We start from the raw sequence: 17,139 nt of genomic DNA on the forward strand, positions 1-17,139 counted from the left end.
TTGAACATATAAAATCAATATAGAACTTATACACACTAGTTAAATTTTCAGCATTAAAATCAAGAAAGAAACATTTATTTAAAACAATTCATTCTTTTTCAATAATTAATCAACTTTTCATGCATTTTCAGAAGAAAATTAAAACATAGGTTTCTGACAATTTAGACTCCTTTTTAATTTTTTAGATTAACTATAGTCATAGGAATGATTAAGCTTCAGGGTTACTGGATGATAGAATCTGAATATTATTTTTTATTTATCTCCCCCTGAATTACCAATCAGGATAGCCTTATTGTGAATACCTTGGTTTTATTGAATATTATTGTATTTTTCTTGCTCATGGCAGGATTGTTTTTTACTTATCGACCAGATTGGAGCCTTGCAAAAAAAGTGCTCATCGGTATGGGTGTCGGTATCGTTTATGGTCTAGGATTAAAAACGATTTATGCAGACAGTCCGATTATTGCAGAGTCGGTGACATGGTTTAATTTAGTTGGTAATGGTTATGTTCAACTGTTACAAATGGTGATCATGCCTCTTATTTTCATCTCGATTTTGAGTGCTGTTGTTAAACTTCATCAAACGACTTCGCTCGGTAAAATAAGTAGTTTCGTTATCGGTATTTTATTGTTTACCACGGCGATTGCTGCTTTTGTCGGAATTAGTGTAACCAATTTATTTGGTTTAACTGCCGAGGGCTTAGTTCAAGGCACTCAAGAAACAGCCCGACTTGCTGCAATTCAAACTGATTATATCGGTCAAGTCACCAACCTTGATATTCCCAAGTTATTACTTTCGCTACTTCCTCAAAATCCTTTTGCTGATCTGACTGGAGTTCGTCCAACCGCAATTATTAGTGTTGTAATTTTCTCTGCTTTTTTAGGGGTTGCAGCACTTAAGCTGATGGATAAAGATTCACTCAATGGTGAGAGAATTCGAAATGGAATTGAAGCTCTACAAGCATTAATCATTAGCTTAGTTCGTTTAGTCATGCTATTTACACCGTATGGTGTATTCGCATTAATGGCAAAAATGGTTGCTACGGCAAATGTTGCTGATATCGTGAAACTAGGTGAATTTCTTATCGCGTCCTATCTGGGTCTTGCGATTATGTTCATCATCCATGCGTTGATTTTGCTATTTGTCCGTGTCAATCCCATCGAGTTTTTCAAAAAGGTTTTTCCTGTTTTAACGTTTGCTTTTACCAGCCGATCCAGTGCTGCAAGTATTCCTCTGAATATTGAAGCTCAAACAAAACAACTGGGCGTACCAGAAGGTATTGCTAGTTTTTCAGCTTCTTTCGGAGCGACCATTGGTCAAAATGGATGTGCAGGACTATATCCTGCTATGCTTGCAGTTATGGTGGCACCAACAGTTGGTATCAACCCTTTAGACCCTTTATGGATTGCTCAACTTATCGTAATTGTAACTTTAAGCTCGATTGGGGTTGCTGGTGTCGGTGGTGGAGCAACCTTCGCAGCTTTAATCGTATTGCCAGCTATGGGTTTACCCGTAACATTAGTCGCTTTACTTATCTCAATTGAGCCATTAATTGATATGGGACGCACTGCGCTAAACGTAAATGGATCTATGACAGCTGGTGTAGCAACAAGTCAACTACTCGGTGTTAGAGATACCGTGACTAAGGATTAAGATTTGTCAGGTCATAAAAGCCAATCATGCTATTTGTGATTGGCTTTTTTAGTACAAATTTTTTTAATTCAATCATTTCTATCAGAGAGTTTTAACCTCTTCTCCAACTCTGATAATACCTTCTCCACGATGTAATGCATTTTGCCCCATCATGACTTTATTACCTTGTTTTCGATAAGCCAACATCGCCTGCATGACTTCAGGTTGCTTTTGACTAGTATTAAGATCAATCGTTGGAATGACACAGCGTGAGCATGGTTTAACTAGATCAAATACAATTTCACCAATTTGTATCTGCTGCCATGTGTCTTCTGTAAAAGCCTCACAACCAGAGATGACAATATTCGGTCTAAAACGTCGTACATCCAATGAATATCCAACTTTTTCGGAAAGAAATTGGACAGATGCTTCACTTAAAATCAAAAAGGGAAAACCATCTGCAAAACCTACACGATCTCCAAATTGTGCGTATTCAAGATCGACTTGGCGAATCGTTTCCTGTGGCATATAAACCAACTGTACTTTTTTGCCTAATTTATCACTGATCCAATCATTCACGGGATGATCAATACGATTTCCTTTTACCTGATCTTGCCAAACAGTTACAAGGCGTTCGTCTTTATGCCCCTGAGCCTCAATTAAACTGAGTTCCATATGTTCAGAGTGATAATAAAAGCGAATGATTTCTGATGAAATAGCAACTCCTATTTGTCCCATTTCAGCAATTTGTCGCTGAGTCACAAAACGACCATCGCAATCAACTAGCATCCACCTACGATCCCACTTTGGTCCAAAACTATCAATCTCCATTTCAGATAGTTGATTTCCTTTACAAGATTTCACTGGATAATTTAAAAGTTGACTGACGTACATATCGATATTCTCATCAAGACAGTAATTTATAAATTCAATTTTTATCAACCAAGTATAATAGTGGAAAATTATAGCAATATGTCTATATTTAGAGCACATCAGCTTTTTATTCAAAGCATATAAAATCCACTTTATTTTCTGATAACATAACTCTCTAGCTTTTAGCTCAAGTATTACTCTTTCGTCATACCGAACCAATTGCGACCAAATCAGGTTATTTTCAAATTTTAATCAATCCTAATACTGTAACTCATGACTATGAATATCCAACAGGCACTGAATCACATTACTAAAAATATTCATCTTACCCAACCTCAAATGGAAGATGTAATGCGCAGTATCATGCAAGGTGAAGCAACTGATGCACAAATTGGCGCATTGATGATGGGCTTGCGTATGAAGGGTGAAAGTATTGATGAAATAACTGCGGCTGCGCGTATCATGCGTGAGTTTGCGATTAAAATTGATGTCAGTGATATTCCACATTTGGTTGATATTGTTGGTACAGGTGGCGATGGTCAAAATTTATTTAACGTCTCTACAGCATCTAGTTTTGTAATTGCTGCCGCTGGTGCAACCATTGCGAAACATGGCAATCGTGGTGTATCGAGTAAATCTGGTTCCTCTGATGTACTTGAACAGATGGGTATCCAACTTGATTTGGATATGCAGCAAACTGAACGTTGCATCCGTGAAATTGGTGTAGGTTTTCTATTTGCGCCAAATCATCATAAAGCAATGCGTTATGCGGTTGCTCCACGTCGTGAGCTAGGTATTCGCAGTATTTTTAATTTACTCGGCCCTCTTACCAATCCGGCTGGTGTCAATCGTTTCGTCATAGGTGTGTTCTCAGATGAACTTTGCCGACCAATCGCAGAGGTTTTAAAACAACTCGGTGCTGTGCACGTAATGGTTGTACATTCTAAAGATGGTTTAGATGAAATCAGTCTTGCTGCGCCAACTACTGTGGCTGAACTTAAAGATGGTGAAATCACTGAATGGACACTTACACCTGATGAAATAGGTATCCCATCGCAAACCCTTACAGGTTTAGTGGTGAATAGCTCAGAAGAAAGTTTAAAGTTGATCAAGGATGCTTTGAGTCGAGATAAGTCTGAAATTGGTGAAAAAGCAGCAAATATGATTGCTTTGAACGCTGGTGCTGGTATTTACGTGGCTGGCATGACTAAAACATATAAACAAGCAGTTGAACTCGCTCAAGATATTCTTTATGGCGGTCAAGCCTTGGAAAAAATGAGTATCTTGGCTGAATTTACTAAAACATTGAAACAATATCAGGCTGACTAAGGACTTCTCATGATCGATATTCAAAATACCATTTTAGGTAAAATTGTTGACCGCAAACATGAGGAGCTTACTGCACGTTTAAAACAACGTAGTTTGCATGATGTAGAACAGTGGGCAAAAGAAGCAACACCTGTTCGTGGTTTTGCGAATGCTTTAAAACACAAACGCCCCGCTGTAATCGCTGAAATCAAGAAAGCATCACCGTCAAAGGGCGTGATTCGTGCAGACTTTAATCCTGCGGAAATTGCACAGCAATATGAACAAGCAGGTGCAGCATGTCTCTCTGTTTTAACAGATGTAGACTTTTTCCAAGGTGCTGATGAGAATATTGCAATTGCGCGTCAGCATTGTGCCCTACCAGCATTACGTAAAGATTTCTTGATTGAACCTTATAATGTTGTTGAAGCACGTGCCTTACATGCAGATTGTATTTTGTTAATCGTGGCATGTTTATCTGATCAACAACTTGAAGAAATGTCAAAGACCGCATTTGAACATCAGCTTGATGTACTCGTTGAAGTACATGATGAACATGAGTTAGAGCGTGCATTAAAACTCTCTGAACAATGCATTTTAGGTGTGAACAATCGCAACCTTAAAACCTTTGATGTAGATTTGAATACATCTATCCGTTTGAAGAAGTTGTTACCTACTTCTCGTGTGTTAGTCACTGAAAGTGGTATCGCCACTCCTGCTGATGTCCAAATGATGCAGGAAAATGATATTCATACTTTCCTAGTTGGTGAGAGCTTTATGAAACAACCTAAACCAGATCAAGCATTTGCAGCATTGTTTGGAAAGCCTGAGCAAATTTAAATTCATAGCTCAATGCAAAGCCCAATTCTTATGATTGGGCTTTTTTCATATCTCAATCTTATTTTGAAAAAGAATAATTATGAATAGGGTCTGTTGACATTTACTGTTCATAATTAAACCTATAAAGGTAGCCATAAAAATATACAGGCTAAGGCAACAGCACTTTGATAATTTCTTTTGAGCTTGTCATATCGAGTAGCTATCCCTCTAAATTGTTTTAATCTACAAAACATATTTTCAACTAAATGCCTGATTTTATATAAATACCAGTCCATATGATCATTGTTCGATTGGCTATTTATTTTCTTTGGTATATTCGCTTTTGTTCCTGTTTTTCTGATCTGCTCACGCAGTGGTTCTGAATCATAGCCTTTATCTGCGCATACCACTTCTGTCTCTTTTAAATCTAATGTTGCTATTAAATCAGGTGCAACTTTGATGTCATGTGTAGTGCCATCGGTAATCATGAAATCAATAGGATTGCCATGTGAATCAACAATCAAATGTATTTTTGAGGAGTTTCCTCCTACACTTTTAGAAATGGATTGATTCGCTATACCGGCAGAATGTTGATGAGCACGTACGTGAGAGCCATCAATAAAAATCCACTCCATATCGGGGCATGATGCTAATAATTTGAATAATCTAAGCAACTTACCGCTGCTTGACCAACGATTAAAACGTTTGAAAATAGAGTTTGATTGACCGAAATAGGAAGGAATATCTCGCCACGGACAGCCTGTTCTAATTCTATAGAGAATAGCTTCAATAAAATTACGTAAATTTGAGTTGTGATGAATAGATAAATTACGCAAAATAGTTTTCAACTTTTGCCAGTGTTGATCTGTCAGCATGGTACGAGGCATAGCGAATAGTAAAATTGGGTTTGGCGATTTGATTTTACTACTTCGCTATTTTTTAAGCTAAAAGTGTCAACACACCCTAATCATTTAAATTTTATAATAAAGAACCATTCATATTTTTAGGAATAAACATTGAATATTGAGTTTTGTCATCTAAGTCATATTGAAATCGCTGACATTATTTCGTTACTAACTAACGACCGAGTGCTCAAACATATGCCTTTGGCTAAAGATAGCCTATTTGATGAAAAACAATGTCTCGATTGGGTTAAAGAAAAACAATGGCAAGACCATGGTTATGGTCCTTGGGCATTTCTAGTTGACAATAAATTTGCAGGTTGGGGTGGCTTACAATATGAAAATGGAGATGCTGATTTAGCACTCGTGTTACATCCTCAATACTGGGGATTCGGCAAGAAAATCTTTAATCAAATTATAAGAAGAGCATTTAATGAAATGGGGATGGAATCAATCACGATCTTATTACCCCCTACAAGAAATAAATTAAAAAGAATTTATTTATTAGGATTTGAGTTTGAAAGTGAAATTATGCTTAGTGGAGAACTTTTTATAAAATATAGGCTATATAAACCATCAATATCAAATAAGATGATTTAGATAATCAATCATTGTTTTTAGAATAGACCACTACCAAGCTTTCATTGATCAAAAAATTATGTGAATCTGATTCAGTTCAAATCAACACGGTTTCAGACTATAATTTTCCATCCCTCTCGTATCTTACATATTTTCTTAAAATTATGAGTAAAAATGATTCTTCGCTTTCTAAAGATCAGTTTAATTTACTGAAAGCTTTTAAAAAGCAAATCTCAAATCCTCAATCCAGCAATCTTGTTAAACAAGCAGAGATGAAAAAATCTCAAGCTGTTGAAGAAGAAATGGAAGATACTGAGCTTTTTAAAAAAGCCTTAACAGGCGTAAAGCCAATTGATAATGGTAACATTGCACAAATCAAACCAAAACGCGTAAAAAAAATTGATGCGCAAACCCTTGCAAAACGTGCAGCAGCTGAAGGTAGCGCCGAACAGGAACTCACTGAGATTTCAGATACTCAAGCGATTTTAAATCCTGTGGCAAGCCAAGCTGCATTAAGCTATCGAATTGCAACTTTACAGCACAAAGTATTCGAAGACTTAAAAGCAGGTAAAATTCGTTGGTTTGAAGCTGTAGATTTACATGGTTGTACTGTCGAGCAAGCACGTGCCGCAGTTTTACAAATCATTCAGATGGCTAAAGACGAAAATCAAAATGTCATCAAAATTGTTCATGGTAAAGGTCCAGAAGCGATTTTAAAAACCTATGTAAATGGCTGGCTTAGACAACATCGTGATGTACTTGCCTTTGTCAGTGCACCTGAAAATCAAGGTGGTACGGGTGCTGTTCTCGTGCTACTAAAACGTGCAGAAAAGAATCCAAAGTACAAACAATAATCGGCATTTGACTCAAAATTAAGTTTTTGAATCGTTTTCTGATACAATTCCCGTTTTGTTCAACCCACCTAAGTGAACATTGTTATGTCTATGCAGCAATCGTACGCAAATATCTTAACTGCCGTTGGCGAAGATTTGAATCGTCCTGGCCTCAAAGATACGCCTATGCGTGCGGCTAAAGCTTTTTCTTTTTTAACTTCTGGTTATAGTAAAACACTTGAAGAAGTTACAAATAGTGCGGTTTTTCCATCCGATAACCATGAAATGGTATTGGTTAAAAATATTGAATTTTATTCACTTTGTGAACATCACCTACTCCCTTTTTACGGTCGTGTCCACATTGCATATTTGCCTGAAGGTCAGGTTTTAGGTTTATCTAAGTTTGCACGTATTACAGAAATGTTTGCGCGCCGTTTGCAAATTCAAGAAAACTTAACACAACAAATTGCTGAAGCTGTTGCCGAGGTGACACAAGCACGTGGTGTGGCTGTAGTGATCGATTCTGCACATATGTGTATGATGATGCGCGGTGTTGGTAAGCAAGAATCTACCACTCGTACTGTTTCTTTTGTGGGTGATTTTAAAACGGACAAAGATGCACGTCGTGAGTTTTTAAGCGCTGTCCCTGAAAGTTATTAATCAGAGCATTGTCATGTCTTCAATCCAATTAGCAGGCTTTGGTGAGTTAATTCAATCTGAAGCCAGCATTGATTATCCTCGGCCTGATCGTTTGGTTAAGGGCAATCCACAACGTCTTACCTATGACTTATATACACACCCACATATGGGATGTGGAATTTGGCAATGTGAAGTGGGTGCTTGGAACATTCAATTTGCAGACAATAAACAAGAGTTCTTTCAAGTCATTGAAGGTGTTGTTCGTATTCATGATCCCAAAACAGATTCATATATTGAAGTTTCTGCGGGTCATGCAGGTATTATCCCACCTGCATTTGTGGGTACATTTGAAGTGATTGAAGCTGTAAAAAAATACTTTGTTATTGTTGAAGTTTGATAGATTTTTAATCTATCAAACTCTTTAAAATTTAATACTAGAAGAACCAAACATAACCCAAACCGACTTTATTCCAGTCTTTATGATCTTGCTGTTCGAAGTCCCAATTCAACCTTAAAGCATTATTTGAATTTAAACTATATTGGAGTTGAGAACCTACTCTTAGATTCCACTGACTTTGATCTTCCCAATACGGCAATTCAATTTGCACAACACTATTAATCTTATCCGTCCAGATATTCATACAACCAACCGTTGGCCCAAAACCAACTCTCCAGCCTTTATCGAGCGAACGACCACCTTGAAAATGACTTTGCATTTGGGCATAACACAAATGTCGACGATCATAATCAGCTAAGCTGTAGCCCACCTGCATATTTAGGTTCATAACACCATGCTGCTGATCATCACTAAAATTTCCTTGATCTAGAGCTTCTTGTTTCCAACCTAAATTAAATCCCCAAGTAATGGGTGATTTAAATGGCTGAATAGGGTTATAGGAATTCACGGTCAATAAATCTAAATGTTCGAGCTTGAGTTGATCATCACGATATTGAATATTGCCGTCTAAAAACAATAATTGAGTACCTAAACGATAACCACCTTGAGGATCAATCAGATCATGGTAAGCCTGACGATGTCCTAACTCGATAAACTTCTTTCCTTGTAGTTCACCGACATTTACAGATAGATTTCGCGCATGGTGTCCTTCAACAGGTTGCATTTTAGGACGCTCAGGCTCTTGACGTTGCTTTTCAACATCAATTTGGCTTCTTTCGGCAAGAAGTTGTCTTAACTGCGGCTGTGCAAAGTCTACATCAACCTGACGACTGATATATTGCAGATACAAATCGTCATATGCCATTTCTAAGATTTTTGCTTGATCGTGCTGATTATATTTCTCTAATAAAGGTTGAGCCTTTTCAATATCTTGAAATGCAATTTGATGGGCAACTTTAGCCAGCGGTGTACCGTGTTGTTTTGCTTGTGATAATAATTGAGTTTCCAAGGCTGGACGGTAGACAACCTCTTTGACTAAGTCTTGTTGATCAACTGCCTTTAACGTTTCAATCGGAATTGCAGCATAATTAAATTGTTTTTTTAAATCTAAGTTCGGACGAACTAAATCAATTAATCCAAGCAAACGATATGCACAATTATCACTTACGAAATAATAAGGAAAACTCACATGTTGCATTTCCCAAATATGTTCGACTAAGAAACGAGTCTCTTCAGGCGTTAAATTGAGCTCATACTCCCACAAATCACGGCTTTCAAAGTCACCATACTCTTTTACTTTACGATAGTAAGGCATTAAAGAATATTCACCAGGGTACTGCCCTGTTAGACCTTTCCAAGCATATGACCAATTATCTTCACCACTGACTGTCGCTGCATAGTTTACTGCGTATGAAACTAAGTTCAGTTGTTTCTGATCTTTAGGGTCTAAACGCAGTAAGGTATGTCCAAACATCGAACTTGGATTCCCCATAAAGTCAGTTGCGTAAATCAACGTGGCTTTATAAGGTTTAATTTGATTAATCCATTGATCAAACTCAGGACACTTCACGATTGGAAGCTTTTCGGTATCAATATTGAGTTGTTGGATCAACCAACGACTACGAGCAGGAAGTTTACAACGAATCGATTGATTCTCAGCTGAATTAATAAATAAAGCTTTTACATCGGCTTCTAATTCATTTTTTAAATTATTTTTTCCATCTTTTGCATAAAAATATCCATCATAAGTAACCTCACTTTTTTGCGATTGGTCAGCATACATTAGGCGTTGCCATGTGATGTCTTGATGCAGTTGTTTCTGCTCGGCAATCTTCAAATAATTTTGTATATCGGTTTCAACTGAAGCATGTGCAAAATGGCACATTAAAGTAGTAATGGTGCAAGTTATTAATTTCATTCAGTCGCAAATTTTAAGATTATTAAGAATAAATTATCTATAAGAAAACCCTGCCATTAAGACAGGGTTTTATGTTCAAACGTATTAAACGTAAGCTTTGAGTACAGCGTCTTTCGCCATTACACTTTGTAAAGAATCTAAAACTTGAAGCGTATTTTTATTTTTGCTTGAGTAAATTTCAGCAAAATTTGCTTTAGAAACAGCAAAGAAACGCGCTTTATCTGTTGCTTTGATCTGCATAAGTTCAGCAAGTACGTTTAAGCTTTCACCTTGACCTACCGCCATATCACGCGCTAAAGATTCAGCATTTTCATTTGTAAATGTAACGACTTGAGCTGTAACAGTTCCACCTTGACGGCATCCTAAAGTACCGAAAGTAATACCTAATAACTGGTTAGTAAAAATACCATTTGTAGTTGCAGCAAGGATTTTAGGTGCAATACCTTTTTGTCCTGCCCAAATTTGTGTACCAGCACCACAACCAACATCATTGTCTGCCATAGCTACACTTGAACCAGCTGCTAACAAAGCTGCTAATGCAATTTTTTTTAACATAGGAAAGATCTCCAGTATCAATTATTTATTGGTATTTGTTATCACTATCGTGCTTAGCATTAAATCTATACGCACGTGAATTAAAATAACGAGGTTAGCTTTTTTTAGCAAATAAAATTTGAAATAAAGTTGAAATATTTATATAGAAGTTAATAATCACTTCATTTTAAACTTAACTCTTGAGCTAGTTTAACTGCCAAGTACCTTTTTTATCTCGTTTTCCTAAGATTTTTAATACCAAAACCAAACTTAAGAGTAATAATAAATACCAAGACCCCAATTTCCCCCATCCCACCATATGCCAAGCATCGACTTGGCTTGGATACAGCCAAATTTTATAAAATGTACTAATGTTTTCAGCAATCCAAATCAAAAATGCAAGTAAAAGTAAGATTGGAAGCATCGGCACTTTGAACCGTGAATCGCTTAACTGAAAATATAATTTTGTTTTCCAGAAAATAATGATACTCCATGCAAATAGAACCAACCGATAATCTGGAATAAAAAACTTAGTCATAAAGTTTAAATAGGATAAAACTGCCAAACACAACATATTTGCAAATCTTGGCAAGTTCTCAAAAGAAACTTTGTATAATCTCAATGAACGAGCAAAAAAACTACCTACAGCTGAATACATAAAACCCGCAAATAGAGGCACAGTTAATAGTTTGAATACTGCAGGTTGTGGATATTGCCAAGAAGCAATTGCTGGATGGGTTAGGAAAATTTCCATCCCCATCGCCATGATATGAAACAAAGCAATCACTTTTGCCTCTGCCCAAGATTCTAACTTTAAATAGATTAGGCAGACTTGAATGCTCAATGCATAAAACAATAGATAATCATAACGGAAGAAACCATAATATTCTTGGCTTCCCATCGGTGCTGTTACTGCAAAAGCGATTAAAAGTAACAATCCAAATAAGGCAGCCGAAGCTGCCTTAGTTCCAAAATTTAAAGCTAATCCAATCAAATGCACGAAATGATCCTAATCAATTTAATCATGAAAAATTCGAAGGGATTAACCTAAATATTTCTGGCTGTATGCATGGACAGTATCTACAAAGATCTTCGGCTGAGCTGGATCAACCCATTGAGTAATACCATGACCAAGATTTGCAATATATCCTGTTTTTTCACCATTTTTATAAGCGTCATCGAGCATCGCTTTTACAGATTTTTCAATTGATGCTGCTGATCCATAAAGTACCGCTGGATCTAGATTTCCTTGTAATGCTGCACGACCATTTACAACTTCGCGTGCAGTATAAAGAGGTGTCGTCCAATCTAAGCCAAATGCATCTGCACCTGTAGTTAACATCGTCTCTAACCATTGTCCACCACCTTTGGTAAAGACAATAATCGGAATTCGGCGACCATCTTTTTCTCGTTGAAGCCCTGCAATAATCTTTGTCATATAATTCAATGAGAATTCCACATATTCTCGATGTGCAAGTGCTCCGCCCCAGCTATCAAAGATTTGAATCGCTTGCGCACCTGCATCGATCTGTGCATTCAAATAATCAATTACTGAATCTGCAAGATGATCAAGTAATGCATGTAACACTTCTGGTTGCGCGTACATCATATTTTTAGTGAAACGAAACTCTTTACTTGAGCCACCTTCAACCATATAAGTTGCTAAAGTCCAAGGACTTCCAGAGAACCCAATTAAAGGGACCTGACCACCTAATGCAGAACGAATCGTGGACACAGCATTCATCACATAGGCTAAATCAGACTTTGAATTTAATTTCGGCAAGTTAGCAACATCTTGCTCTGTCCGTACTGTTTTATGAAACTTTGGGCCTTCACCTGTTTCAAAATACAGCCCTAATCCAAGCGCATCTGGAACCGTCAAAATATCAGAAAATAAAATCGCAGCATCCAACTCATAGCGGCGCAACGGTTGCAAAGTAACTTCACAAGCAAATTCAGTGTTTTTACAAAGAGATAAGAAATCACCCGCTTGTGAACGAGTTGCTCTATATTCTGGTAAATAACGCCCTGCTTGACGCATCATCCACACTGGTGTGGTGTCTACAGGCTCACGTAGCAAAGCTCGTAAAAAACGATCATTTTTCAACGTTGTCATTACCAATCTCTAAATTTTTTCATGTGAAACGCATGATATCAAAGTTAATCCAATTTTTATAATTCCAAATCCATACAAAAATTCAGACTTCCTACATTATTTTTTTACTTAGACACAAAACTGCTACTGCAAGCTCACTGATTTTCTGTAATACTTGCAACATCTTATATCTCAATATGAATAATTCTTAAGGTTGAATTACATGTTCGTTCGCTCATTACTCGCTATGAGTTTAAGTTGTATTATTGCCAATGTTGCTTTTGCTGCCCCAACAACTGAGCAACCTTTAAATCCAAAAAAAATCTCGGCACCTGTTCAAGATCCGATTGATCCTTTAGCAGTAGATCGTTCAGCTGCTTCAAGCGTTGTTGCTCAACCAGCATCTAGTGTCGCTGATAATGCAGTTTCTGATCCTCAAGTAAACACAGGTGTTGCTTCAGCAGTTTCTTCAAAACTAGAAAATACTCCTGATACAACCAATACAAACCCAGCACCAAAAGTTACTTGGACTTTAGACAGTCTGAACAATTCAGAATGGTATGAAAATATTGGTAAGGGTCAATTTCCGGTATATGCGCGTGCTCATGTAATGCTAAACAATGCACATGCTTCACCTGGTGCAATTGATGGCTCAAATGGTAAAAACACTTTAAAAGCAATTGCATCTTTCCAACAGATGAATGGTTTAACACCGACAGGTGAACTTACCAAGGAAACTTGGGATGCATTAGTTGCGAAACAAACTAAACCAGCTTATGTAGAATACACAATTACAGAAGCAGATTTGAAAGGTCCATATGCCGAATCAATTCCTTCTGATTATGCTTTACAAGCAAAAATGAAAGGTTTGTATTACACACGTGTAACAGAAATGTTGGGTGAGAAGTTTCATATGGATGAAAACTTCTTGAAAAAGATCAACCCAACAGCAACTTTCAAAAAAGCTGGTGAAAAAATTATTGTTGCCAATGTGCGTAATGATTTACCAGAAGATATTCACTTGATCGTTGCACATAAAGGTGCTCGTCAGCTTTATCTTTTCAACAGTCGCAACCAAATGATTGCTTCATTTCCTGCAACAATTGGTAGTACTGACACGCCTTCTCCGACTGGTACGTATAAAGTAGTCGGCGTTGCAAAAAATCCTTGGTATAGCTATTCACCGTCTAACTTTGTTCAAGGTAATAACCTTAAACCTCTTTCTTTACCACCAGGTCCTAATGCGCCAGTGGGTAATATTTGGATTGGTTTAAGTAAAAAATCATTTGGTATTCACGGTACTCCAAGTCCTTCATTAATCTCTAAAACAGCTTCACATGGCTGTATTCGTTTAACGAACTGGGATGCAAATGATTTGGGTAACAAAGTTCGCTCAGGTGTGACTGTAAAATTCCTTGAATAATTCCAATCATTTCATAATTGAAAAAGCCGAATTTTATGATTTGGCTTTTTTTGATTCTATAATTATTCAACAACAGGCAGTGGCTGATAATAGATTTGATTTCGACCTAATTGTTTGGCTCTATAAAGTGCTTTATCAGCAGTATGAATCAATAATTCTTGGCTAATTTTAGGATTACCATTAAATACCGTAATTCCTAAGCTGATCGTGACATGATTTGAAACTAATGATTTTTCATGAGGAATCATTTGCCGATCAATTGCTTTATAAATATTCGTTGCGACGGCATAAGCACCTTGAGCCGATGTTTCAGGAAGTAATACAACAAATTCCTCCCCCCCATAGCGCGCGATAAAGTCCATGTGCCGAATTGAACTTTTAATGGTCTTCGCTATAGACGAAATAACCTGATCTCCCATTTGGTGGCCATAAAAATCATTATAATTTTTAAAATAATCAATATCGATAAACAGAACTGACATCGACTTATTTTCTTTACAAGCGATGTCATAGTAATAACTAAACATTTCCTCGAAAGTTCGTCGATTGGAAACCTTTGTTAATTCATCATGCTGGCTTAAATGTAAAAGTTCTGATGCTTGTAAACGGAGAATTCTCTCATTTATTTCCGAAATTTTAGTTTTTAAAAATAGTTTTCTTTCTTTTGAGGTCAACATGATGCTGATAGAAAAACCTAAGAGCAAGCTTCCTATAAACGTGCGCCCAAGCATCAAAAAATCACACGGTATATTAAAATAATAGAGGGATAATAAAATACATACTGCAGCCAGTGTTCCAATCCACAGCATATGATTGGGTTTTATTCCACTCAGAATAAAGCCTAACATATACAAAAATGCAATCAGTACCATTGCCTGATTCTGTAATACAACGTTAGACACACTCATCATCAATAAAGATGGAAAGAAAATTGTGCAAAAGACAATAACGCAAGCAACTGGATAAAAAAGTCGGCTCAATTTTCTAAATCTAGAAAAAGTCCAAAATAAAAATAATGCTGCACCAATGATGAGTAAACTTAAAATGCTATAAACAAAATCAACAATAAAATGAGGACTGGAACGAATAACCAAATAGTTAGAAGGTAAGATTAATAAGACAAAAATCGTGTAAGTAATGACACCTTGTCCAAAAAACTGAATCGCATTAATACGTGTGCGATCAATGTTAAATTTCCAGAAATCTTCTTCTAGTTTTGCTGGTAAAGTTTTTTGTTTTTTTTGACCTTTATAGTGTCGAGCAACAAGCTGCTCTAGATCCTCTTTAGACCTCTGTAATTCATCAAGATCATATTGATTTTCCATCCTTTTTACTCTTCTTATGGTGATGTATTTTTGTGCTGGATAAAAATAACACAATTTCTCATTTTGTCATGCACTTTGCTTAACCACTTATCCGTAAATGTAGTTACCATTTTCACACTTTATGCATTATTATTTGTATTATTTTTAAGTTTGAAGTTCACCTTGAATACTATTACGCTTTTACAACCCGATGATTGGCATGCTCATTTACGTGATGGCTTAGCATTAAAACGCACAGTACCCGATTTGGCTAAACAATTCGCACGTGCGATTTGTATGCCGAACCTTGTTCCACCCGTCAAAACTGTAGAAGAAGCTGTAGCGTATCGTGAACGTATTCTTGCTCATGTACCTGAAGGCTTAAATTTTGATCCTCGCATGGTGCTTTATTTTACTGACTTTACATCGCCTGATGAAGTTAGAAAAATCAAAGAATCAGAATTTGTAAATGCAATCAAGCTTTACCCTGCTGGTGCAACGACAAACTCTGATAATGGCGTTAGTGATATTCGCAAAGTTTATGCTGTCATTGAACAACTTGAAGAACACCAAGTCCCTTTATTACTTCACGGTGAAGTAACTCATAACCATGTAGATATTTTCGATCGTGAAAAACGTTTTTTGGATGAAATTCTTTCTCCTTTATTGAAACAATTCCCTAAGCTCAAAGTCGTACTTGAACATATCACGACCAGTGATGCAGCAAATTTTGTTCTTGAACAAGATCGTAATGTAGCTGCAACAATTACACCTCAACATTTACTTTTTAATCGAAATGATATGTTGGTTGGTGGTGTGAAGCCTCATTTCTATTGCTTGCCGATTTTAAAACGTCAAACACACCAAACAACTTTATTAGAAGTGGCAACAAGCGGTAGTCCAAAATTCTTCTTAGGTACTGATAGTGCGCCACACGCTCAAAATGCCAAGGAAAATGCTTGTGGTTGTGCAGGCTGCTATAGTGCACCAAATGCGATTGAGCTTTACGCACAAGCATTTGATCAAGTTGGCAAGTTAGAGCGCTTGGAAGGTTTTGCAAGTATGTTCGGTGCTGATTTCTATGGCTTGCCAAGAAATACATCAACCATTACGTTGGTGAAAGAAGAAAATACCGTTGCAGAATCATTTGATTATCTTGATGGTCAAAAAATTATCCCACTTCATGCAGGTAAGACACTGCAATGGAGAAAAGTGTGACACACGAAGAAAACCAAGCTCCTGTCATTGGTCAACGTTTCCGTGGATTCTTACCTGTTGTAGTCGATGTTGAGACAGCAGGTTTTAACTCACAAACGGATGCTTTGCTTGAAATAGCATGTATCCCAATTGTCTATGATCAACAGGGACAATTTATACCTGGTCCTGCTTTTCATGCACACATTAATCCATTTGAAGGTGCTAATCTCGATCGTCGTTCTTTAGACTTTATTGGAATTGATCCTTTCAATCCTATGCGTGTTGCAATGGCTGAAGATGAACGCGGTGCTTTACGCCGTATTTTTAAATCATTGAATGAAGTCCGAAAAGCACAGCATTGCACACATGCTGTACTGGTTGGACACAATGCACACTTTGATTTAGGTTTTTTACAAGCAGCTATCGCACGTTCAGGAACTAAAAACCAAAATCCTTTTCATAGTTTTTCAGTTTTTGACACGGTCACGCTTAGCGCGGTGATGTTTGGACAAACTGTATTGGCAAGAGCATGTATTCAAGCTGGAATTGAGTTTGATGGTAAAGAAGCTCACTCTGCTTTATACGATACGCAAAAGACAGCAGAACTGTTTTGCTATATTTTGAACAAACTATCACCCCACCTTCTTGACAGTTTGGTGACAGAGCCCTAATATACATCCACCTCAAGA

At 37.0% G+C, this 17,139-nt stretch carries 17 protein-coding genes; 10 read left to right on the forward strand and 7 right to left on the reverse strand.

Annotated features, from left to right (window positions below):
* Positions 1-294: 294 nt before the first annotated feature.
* Positions 295-1,653 (forward strand): L-cystine transporter, encoded by a 1,359-nt coding sequence (locus R2H34_RS11400; RefSeq protein ID WP_087540441.1) that lies wholly within the window; start codon positions 295-297, stop codon positions 1,651-1,653.
* Between the two features lie 81 nt (positions 1,654-1,734).
* Here the strand turns inward: R2H34_RS11400 and R2H34_RS11405 are convergent, their stop codons facing one another.
* The gene (locus tag R2H34_RS11405) at positions 1,735-2,526 is read right to left on the reverse strand and encodes an MOSC domain-containing protein (RefSeq protein ID WP_087540443.1); all 792 of its coding nucleotides are present in this window, start codon (positions 2,524-2,526) and stop codon (positions 1,735-1,737) included.
* Positions 2,527-2,784: 258 nt separating this feature from the next.
* On the opposite strand from R2H34_RS11405, the gene trpD reads away from it, so the two are divergent.
* A complete protein-coding gene (gene trpD / locus R2H34_RS11410; protein ID WP_087540444.1) occupies positions 2,785-3,834 on the forward strand; it encodes an anthranilate phosphoribosyltransferase in 1,050 nt (349 codons plus the stop codon).
* Positions 3,835-3,843: 9 nt separating this feature from the next.
* Positions 3,844-4,650 (forward strand): indole-3-glycerol phosphate synthase TrpC, encoded by an 807-nt coding sequence (trpC, locus tag R2H34_RS11415; RefSeq protein WP_087540446.1) that lies wholly within the window; start codon positions 3,844-3,846, stop codon positions 4,648-4,650.
* A gap of 119 nt (positions 4,651-4,769) precedes the next feature.
* Here the strand turns inward: trpC and R2H34_RS11420 are convergent, their stop codons facing one another.
* Positions 4,770-5,516 (reverse strand): IS5 family transposase, encoded by a 747-nt coding sequence (locus R2H34_RS11420; RefSeq protein ID WP_004912080.1) that lies wholly within the window; start codon positions 5,514-5,516, stop codon positions 4,770-4,772.
* 129 nt (positions 5,517-5,645) lie between these two features.
* Here R2H34_RS11420 and R2H34_RS11425 point away from each other — a divergent pair, with 129 nt between their 5' ends.
* The 4 genes from R2H34_RS11425 to R2H34_RS11440 all read left to right on the forward strand — a co-directional run bounded on the left by R2H34_RS11425 (position 5,646) and on the right by R2H34_RS11440 (position 7,979).
* Entirely contained in the window at positions 5,646-6,131 is a 486-nt protein-coding gene (locus tag R2H34_RS11425) for a GNAT family N-acetyltransferase (RefSeq protein WP_087540559.1), read from the forward strand.
* A 143-nt stretch (positions 6,132-6,274) separates the two neighbouring features.
* The gene (locus R2H34_RS11430; RefSeq protein WP_004955223.1) at positions 6,275-6,964 is read left to right on the forward strand and encodes a Smr/MutS family protein; all 690 of its coding nucleotides are present in this window, start codon (positions 6,275-6,277) and stop codon (positions 6,962-6,964) included.
* 90 nt (positions 6,965-7,054) lie between these two features.
* Positions 7,055-7,603 (forward strand): GTP cyclohydrolase I FolE, encoded by a 549-nt coding sequence (gene folE, locus R2H34_RS11435; protein WP_017397502.1) that lies wholly within the window; start codon positions 7,055-7,057, stop codon positions 7,601-7,603.
* A gap of 13 nt (positions 7,604-7,616) precedes the next feature.
* Positions 7,617-7,979, forward strand: coding sequence for a cupin domain-containing protein (locus tag R2H34_RS11440; protein WP_087540557.1), 363 nt, complete (start codon positions 7,617-7,619; stop codon positions 7,977-7,979).
* 37 nt (positions 7,980-8,016) lie between these two features.
* Here R2H34_RS11440 and R2H34_RS11445 read toward each other — a convergent pair whose 3' ends face one another.
* From R2H34_RS11445 to hemE, 4 genes are all read right to left on the reverse strand, one after another.
* On the reverse strand, positions 8,017-9,897 hold the full coding sequence (locus R2H34_RS11445; protein WP_087540556.1) for a DUF4105 domain-containing protein: 1,881 nt from the start codon (positions 9,895-9,897) through the stop codon (positions 8,017-8,019).
* Between the two features lie 84 nt (positions 9,898-9,981).
* The gene (locus tag R2H34_RS11450; RefSeq protein WP_004912357.1) at positions 9,982-10,452 is read right to left on the reverse strand and encodes a DUF3015 family protein; all 471 of its coding nucleotides are present in this window, start codon (positions 10,450-10,452) and stop codon (positions 9,982-9,984) included.
* A 184-nt stretch (positions 10,453-10,636) separates the two neighbouring features.
* Positions 10,637-11,431: a DUF817 family protein gene (locus tag R2H34_RS11455; RefSeq protein ID WP_004955231.1), complete on the reverse strand. Its 795-nt coding sequence runs from the start codon at positions 11,429-11,431 to the stop codon at positions 10,637-10,639.
* Positions 11,432-11,473: 42 nt separating this feature from the next.
* Positions 11,474-12,547: a uroporphyrinogen decarboxylase gene (gene hemE / locus R2H34_RS11460; protein ID WP_004912363.1), complete on the reverse strand. Its 1,074-nt coding sequence runs from the start codon at positions 12,545-12,547 to the stop codon at positions 11,474-11,476.
* 202 nt (positions 12,548-12,749) lie between these two features.
* Between hemE and R2H34_RS11465 the strand changes: the two genes are divergently transcribed.
* Positions 12,750-13,949, forward strand: coding sequence for a L,D-transpeptidase family protein (locus tag R2H34_RS11465; protein ID WP_087540554.1), 1,200 nt, complete (start codon positions 12,750-12,752; stop codon positions 13,947-13,949).
* A gap of 62 nt (positions 13,950-14,011) precedes the next feature.
* Here the strand turns inward: R2H34_RS11465 and R2H34_RS11470 are convergent, their stop codons facing one another.
* Positions 14,012-15,274, reverse strand: a complete 1,263-nt coding sequence (locus R2H34_RS11470) for a GGDEF domain-containing protein (RefSeq protein WP_087540552.1) — start codon at positions 15,272-15,274, stop codon at positions 14,012-14,014.
* A 162-nt stretch (positions 15,275-15,436) separates the two neighbouring features.
* Between R2H34_RS11470 and pyrC the strand changes: the two genes are divergently transcribed.
* Both pyrC and rnt read left to right on the forward strand, forming a co-directional pair.
* Positions 15,437-16,471, forward strand: a complete 1,035-nt coding sequence (gene pyrC / locus R2H34_RS11475; RefSeq protein WP_005402315.1) for a dihydroorotase — start codon at positions 15,437-15,439, stop codon at positions 16,469-16,471.
* Complete coding sequence (rnt, locus tag R2H34_RS11480) at positions 16,456-17,121, forward strand: ribonuclease T (protein WP_004912370.1); 666 nt, start codon at positions 16,456-16,458, stop codon at positions 17,119-17,121. The genes pyrC and rnt overlap by 16 nt, the downstream gene beginning before the upstream one ends.
* Positions 17,122-17,139: the final 18 nt, after the last annotated feature.

It is taken from the genome of Acinetobacter sp. 16, from assembly GCF_033439925.1.
Lineage (GTDB): Bacteria > Pseudomonadota > Gammaproteobacteria > Pseudomonadales > Moraxellaceae > Acinetobacter > Acinetobacter junii.

Bases quoted from the DNA above. Each gene is read 5' to 3' on its own strand.
- R2H34_RS11405 (WP_087540443.1), bottom strand. From the start codon at position 2,526: ATGTACGTCAGTCAACTTTTAAATTATCCAGTGAAATCTTGTAAAGGA.
- trpD (WP_087540444.1), top strand. From the start codon at position 2,785: ATGAATATCCAACAGGCACTGAATCACATTACTAAAAATATTCATCTT.
- trpC (WP_087540446.1), top strand. From the start codon at position 3,844: ATGATCGATATTCAAAATACCATTTTAGGTAAAATTGTTGACCGCAAA.
- R2H34_RS11420 (WP_004912080.1), bottom strand. From the start codon at position 5,516: ATGCCTCGTACCATGCTGACAGATCAACACTGGCAAAAGTTGAAAACT.
- R2H34_RS11430 (WP_004955223.1), top strand. From the start codon at position 6,275: ATGAGTAAAAATGATTCTTCGCTTTCTAAAGATCAGTTTAATTTACTG.
- folE (WP_017397502.1), top strand. From the start codon at position 7,055: ATGCAGCAATCGTACGCAAATATCTTAACTGCCGTTGGCGAAGATTTG.
- R2H34_RS11440 (WP_087540557.1), top strand. From the start codon at position 7,617: ATGTCTTCAATCCAATTAGCAGGCTTTGGTGAGTTAATTCAATCTGAA.
- R2H34_RS11445 (WP_087540556.1), bottom strand. From the start codon at position 9,897: ATGAAATTAATAACTTGCACCATTACTACTTTAATGTGCCATTTTGCA.
- R2H34_RS11450 (WP_004912357.1), bottom strand. From the start codon at position 10,452: ATGTTAAAAAAAATTGCATTAGCAGCTTTGTTAGCAGCTGGTTCAAGT.
- hemE (WP_004912363.1), bottom strand. From the start codon at position 12,547: ATGACAACGTTGAAAAATGATCGTTTTTTACGAGCTTTGCTACGTGAG.
- R2H34_RS11465 (WP_087540554.1), top strand. From the start codon at position 12,750: ATGTTCGTTCGCTCATTACTCGCTATGAGTTTAAGTTGTATTATTGCC.
- R2H34_RS11470 (WP_087540552.1), bottom strand. From the start codon at position 15,274: ATGGAAAATCAATATGATCTTGATGAATTACAGAGGTCTAAAGAGGAT.
- rnt (WP_004912370.1), top strand. From the start codon at position 16,456: ATGGAGAAAAGTGTGACACACGAAGAAAACCAAGCTCCTGTCATTGGT.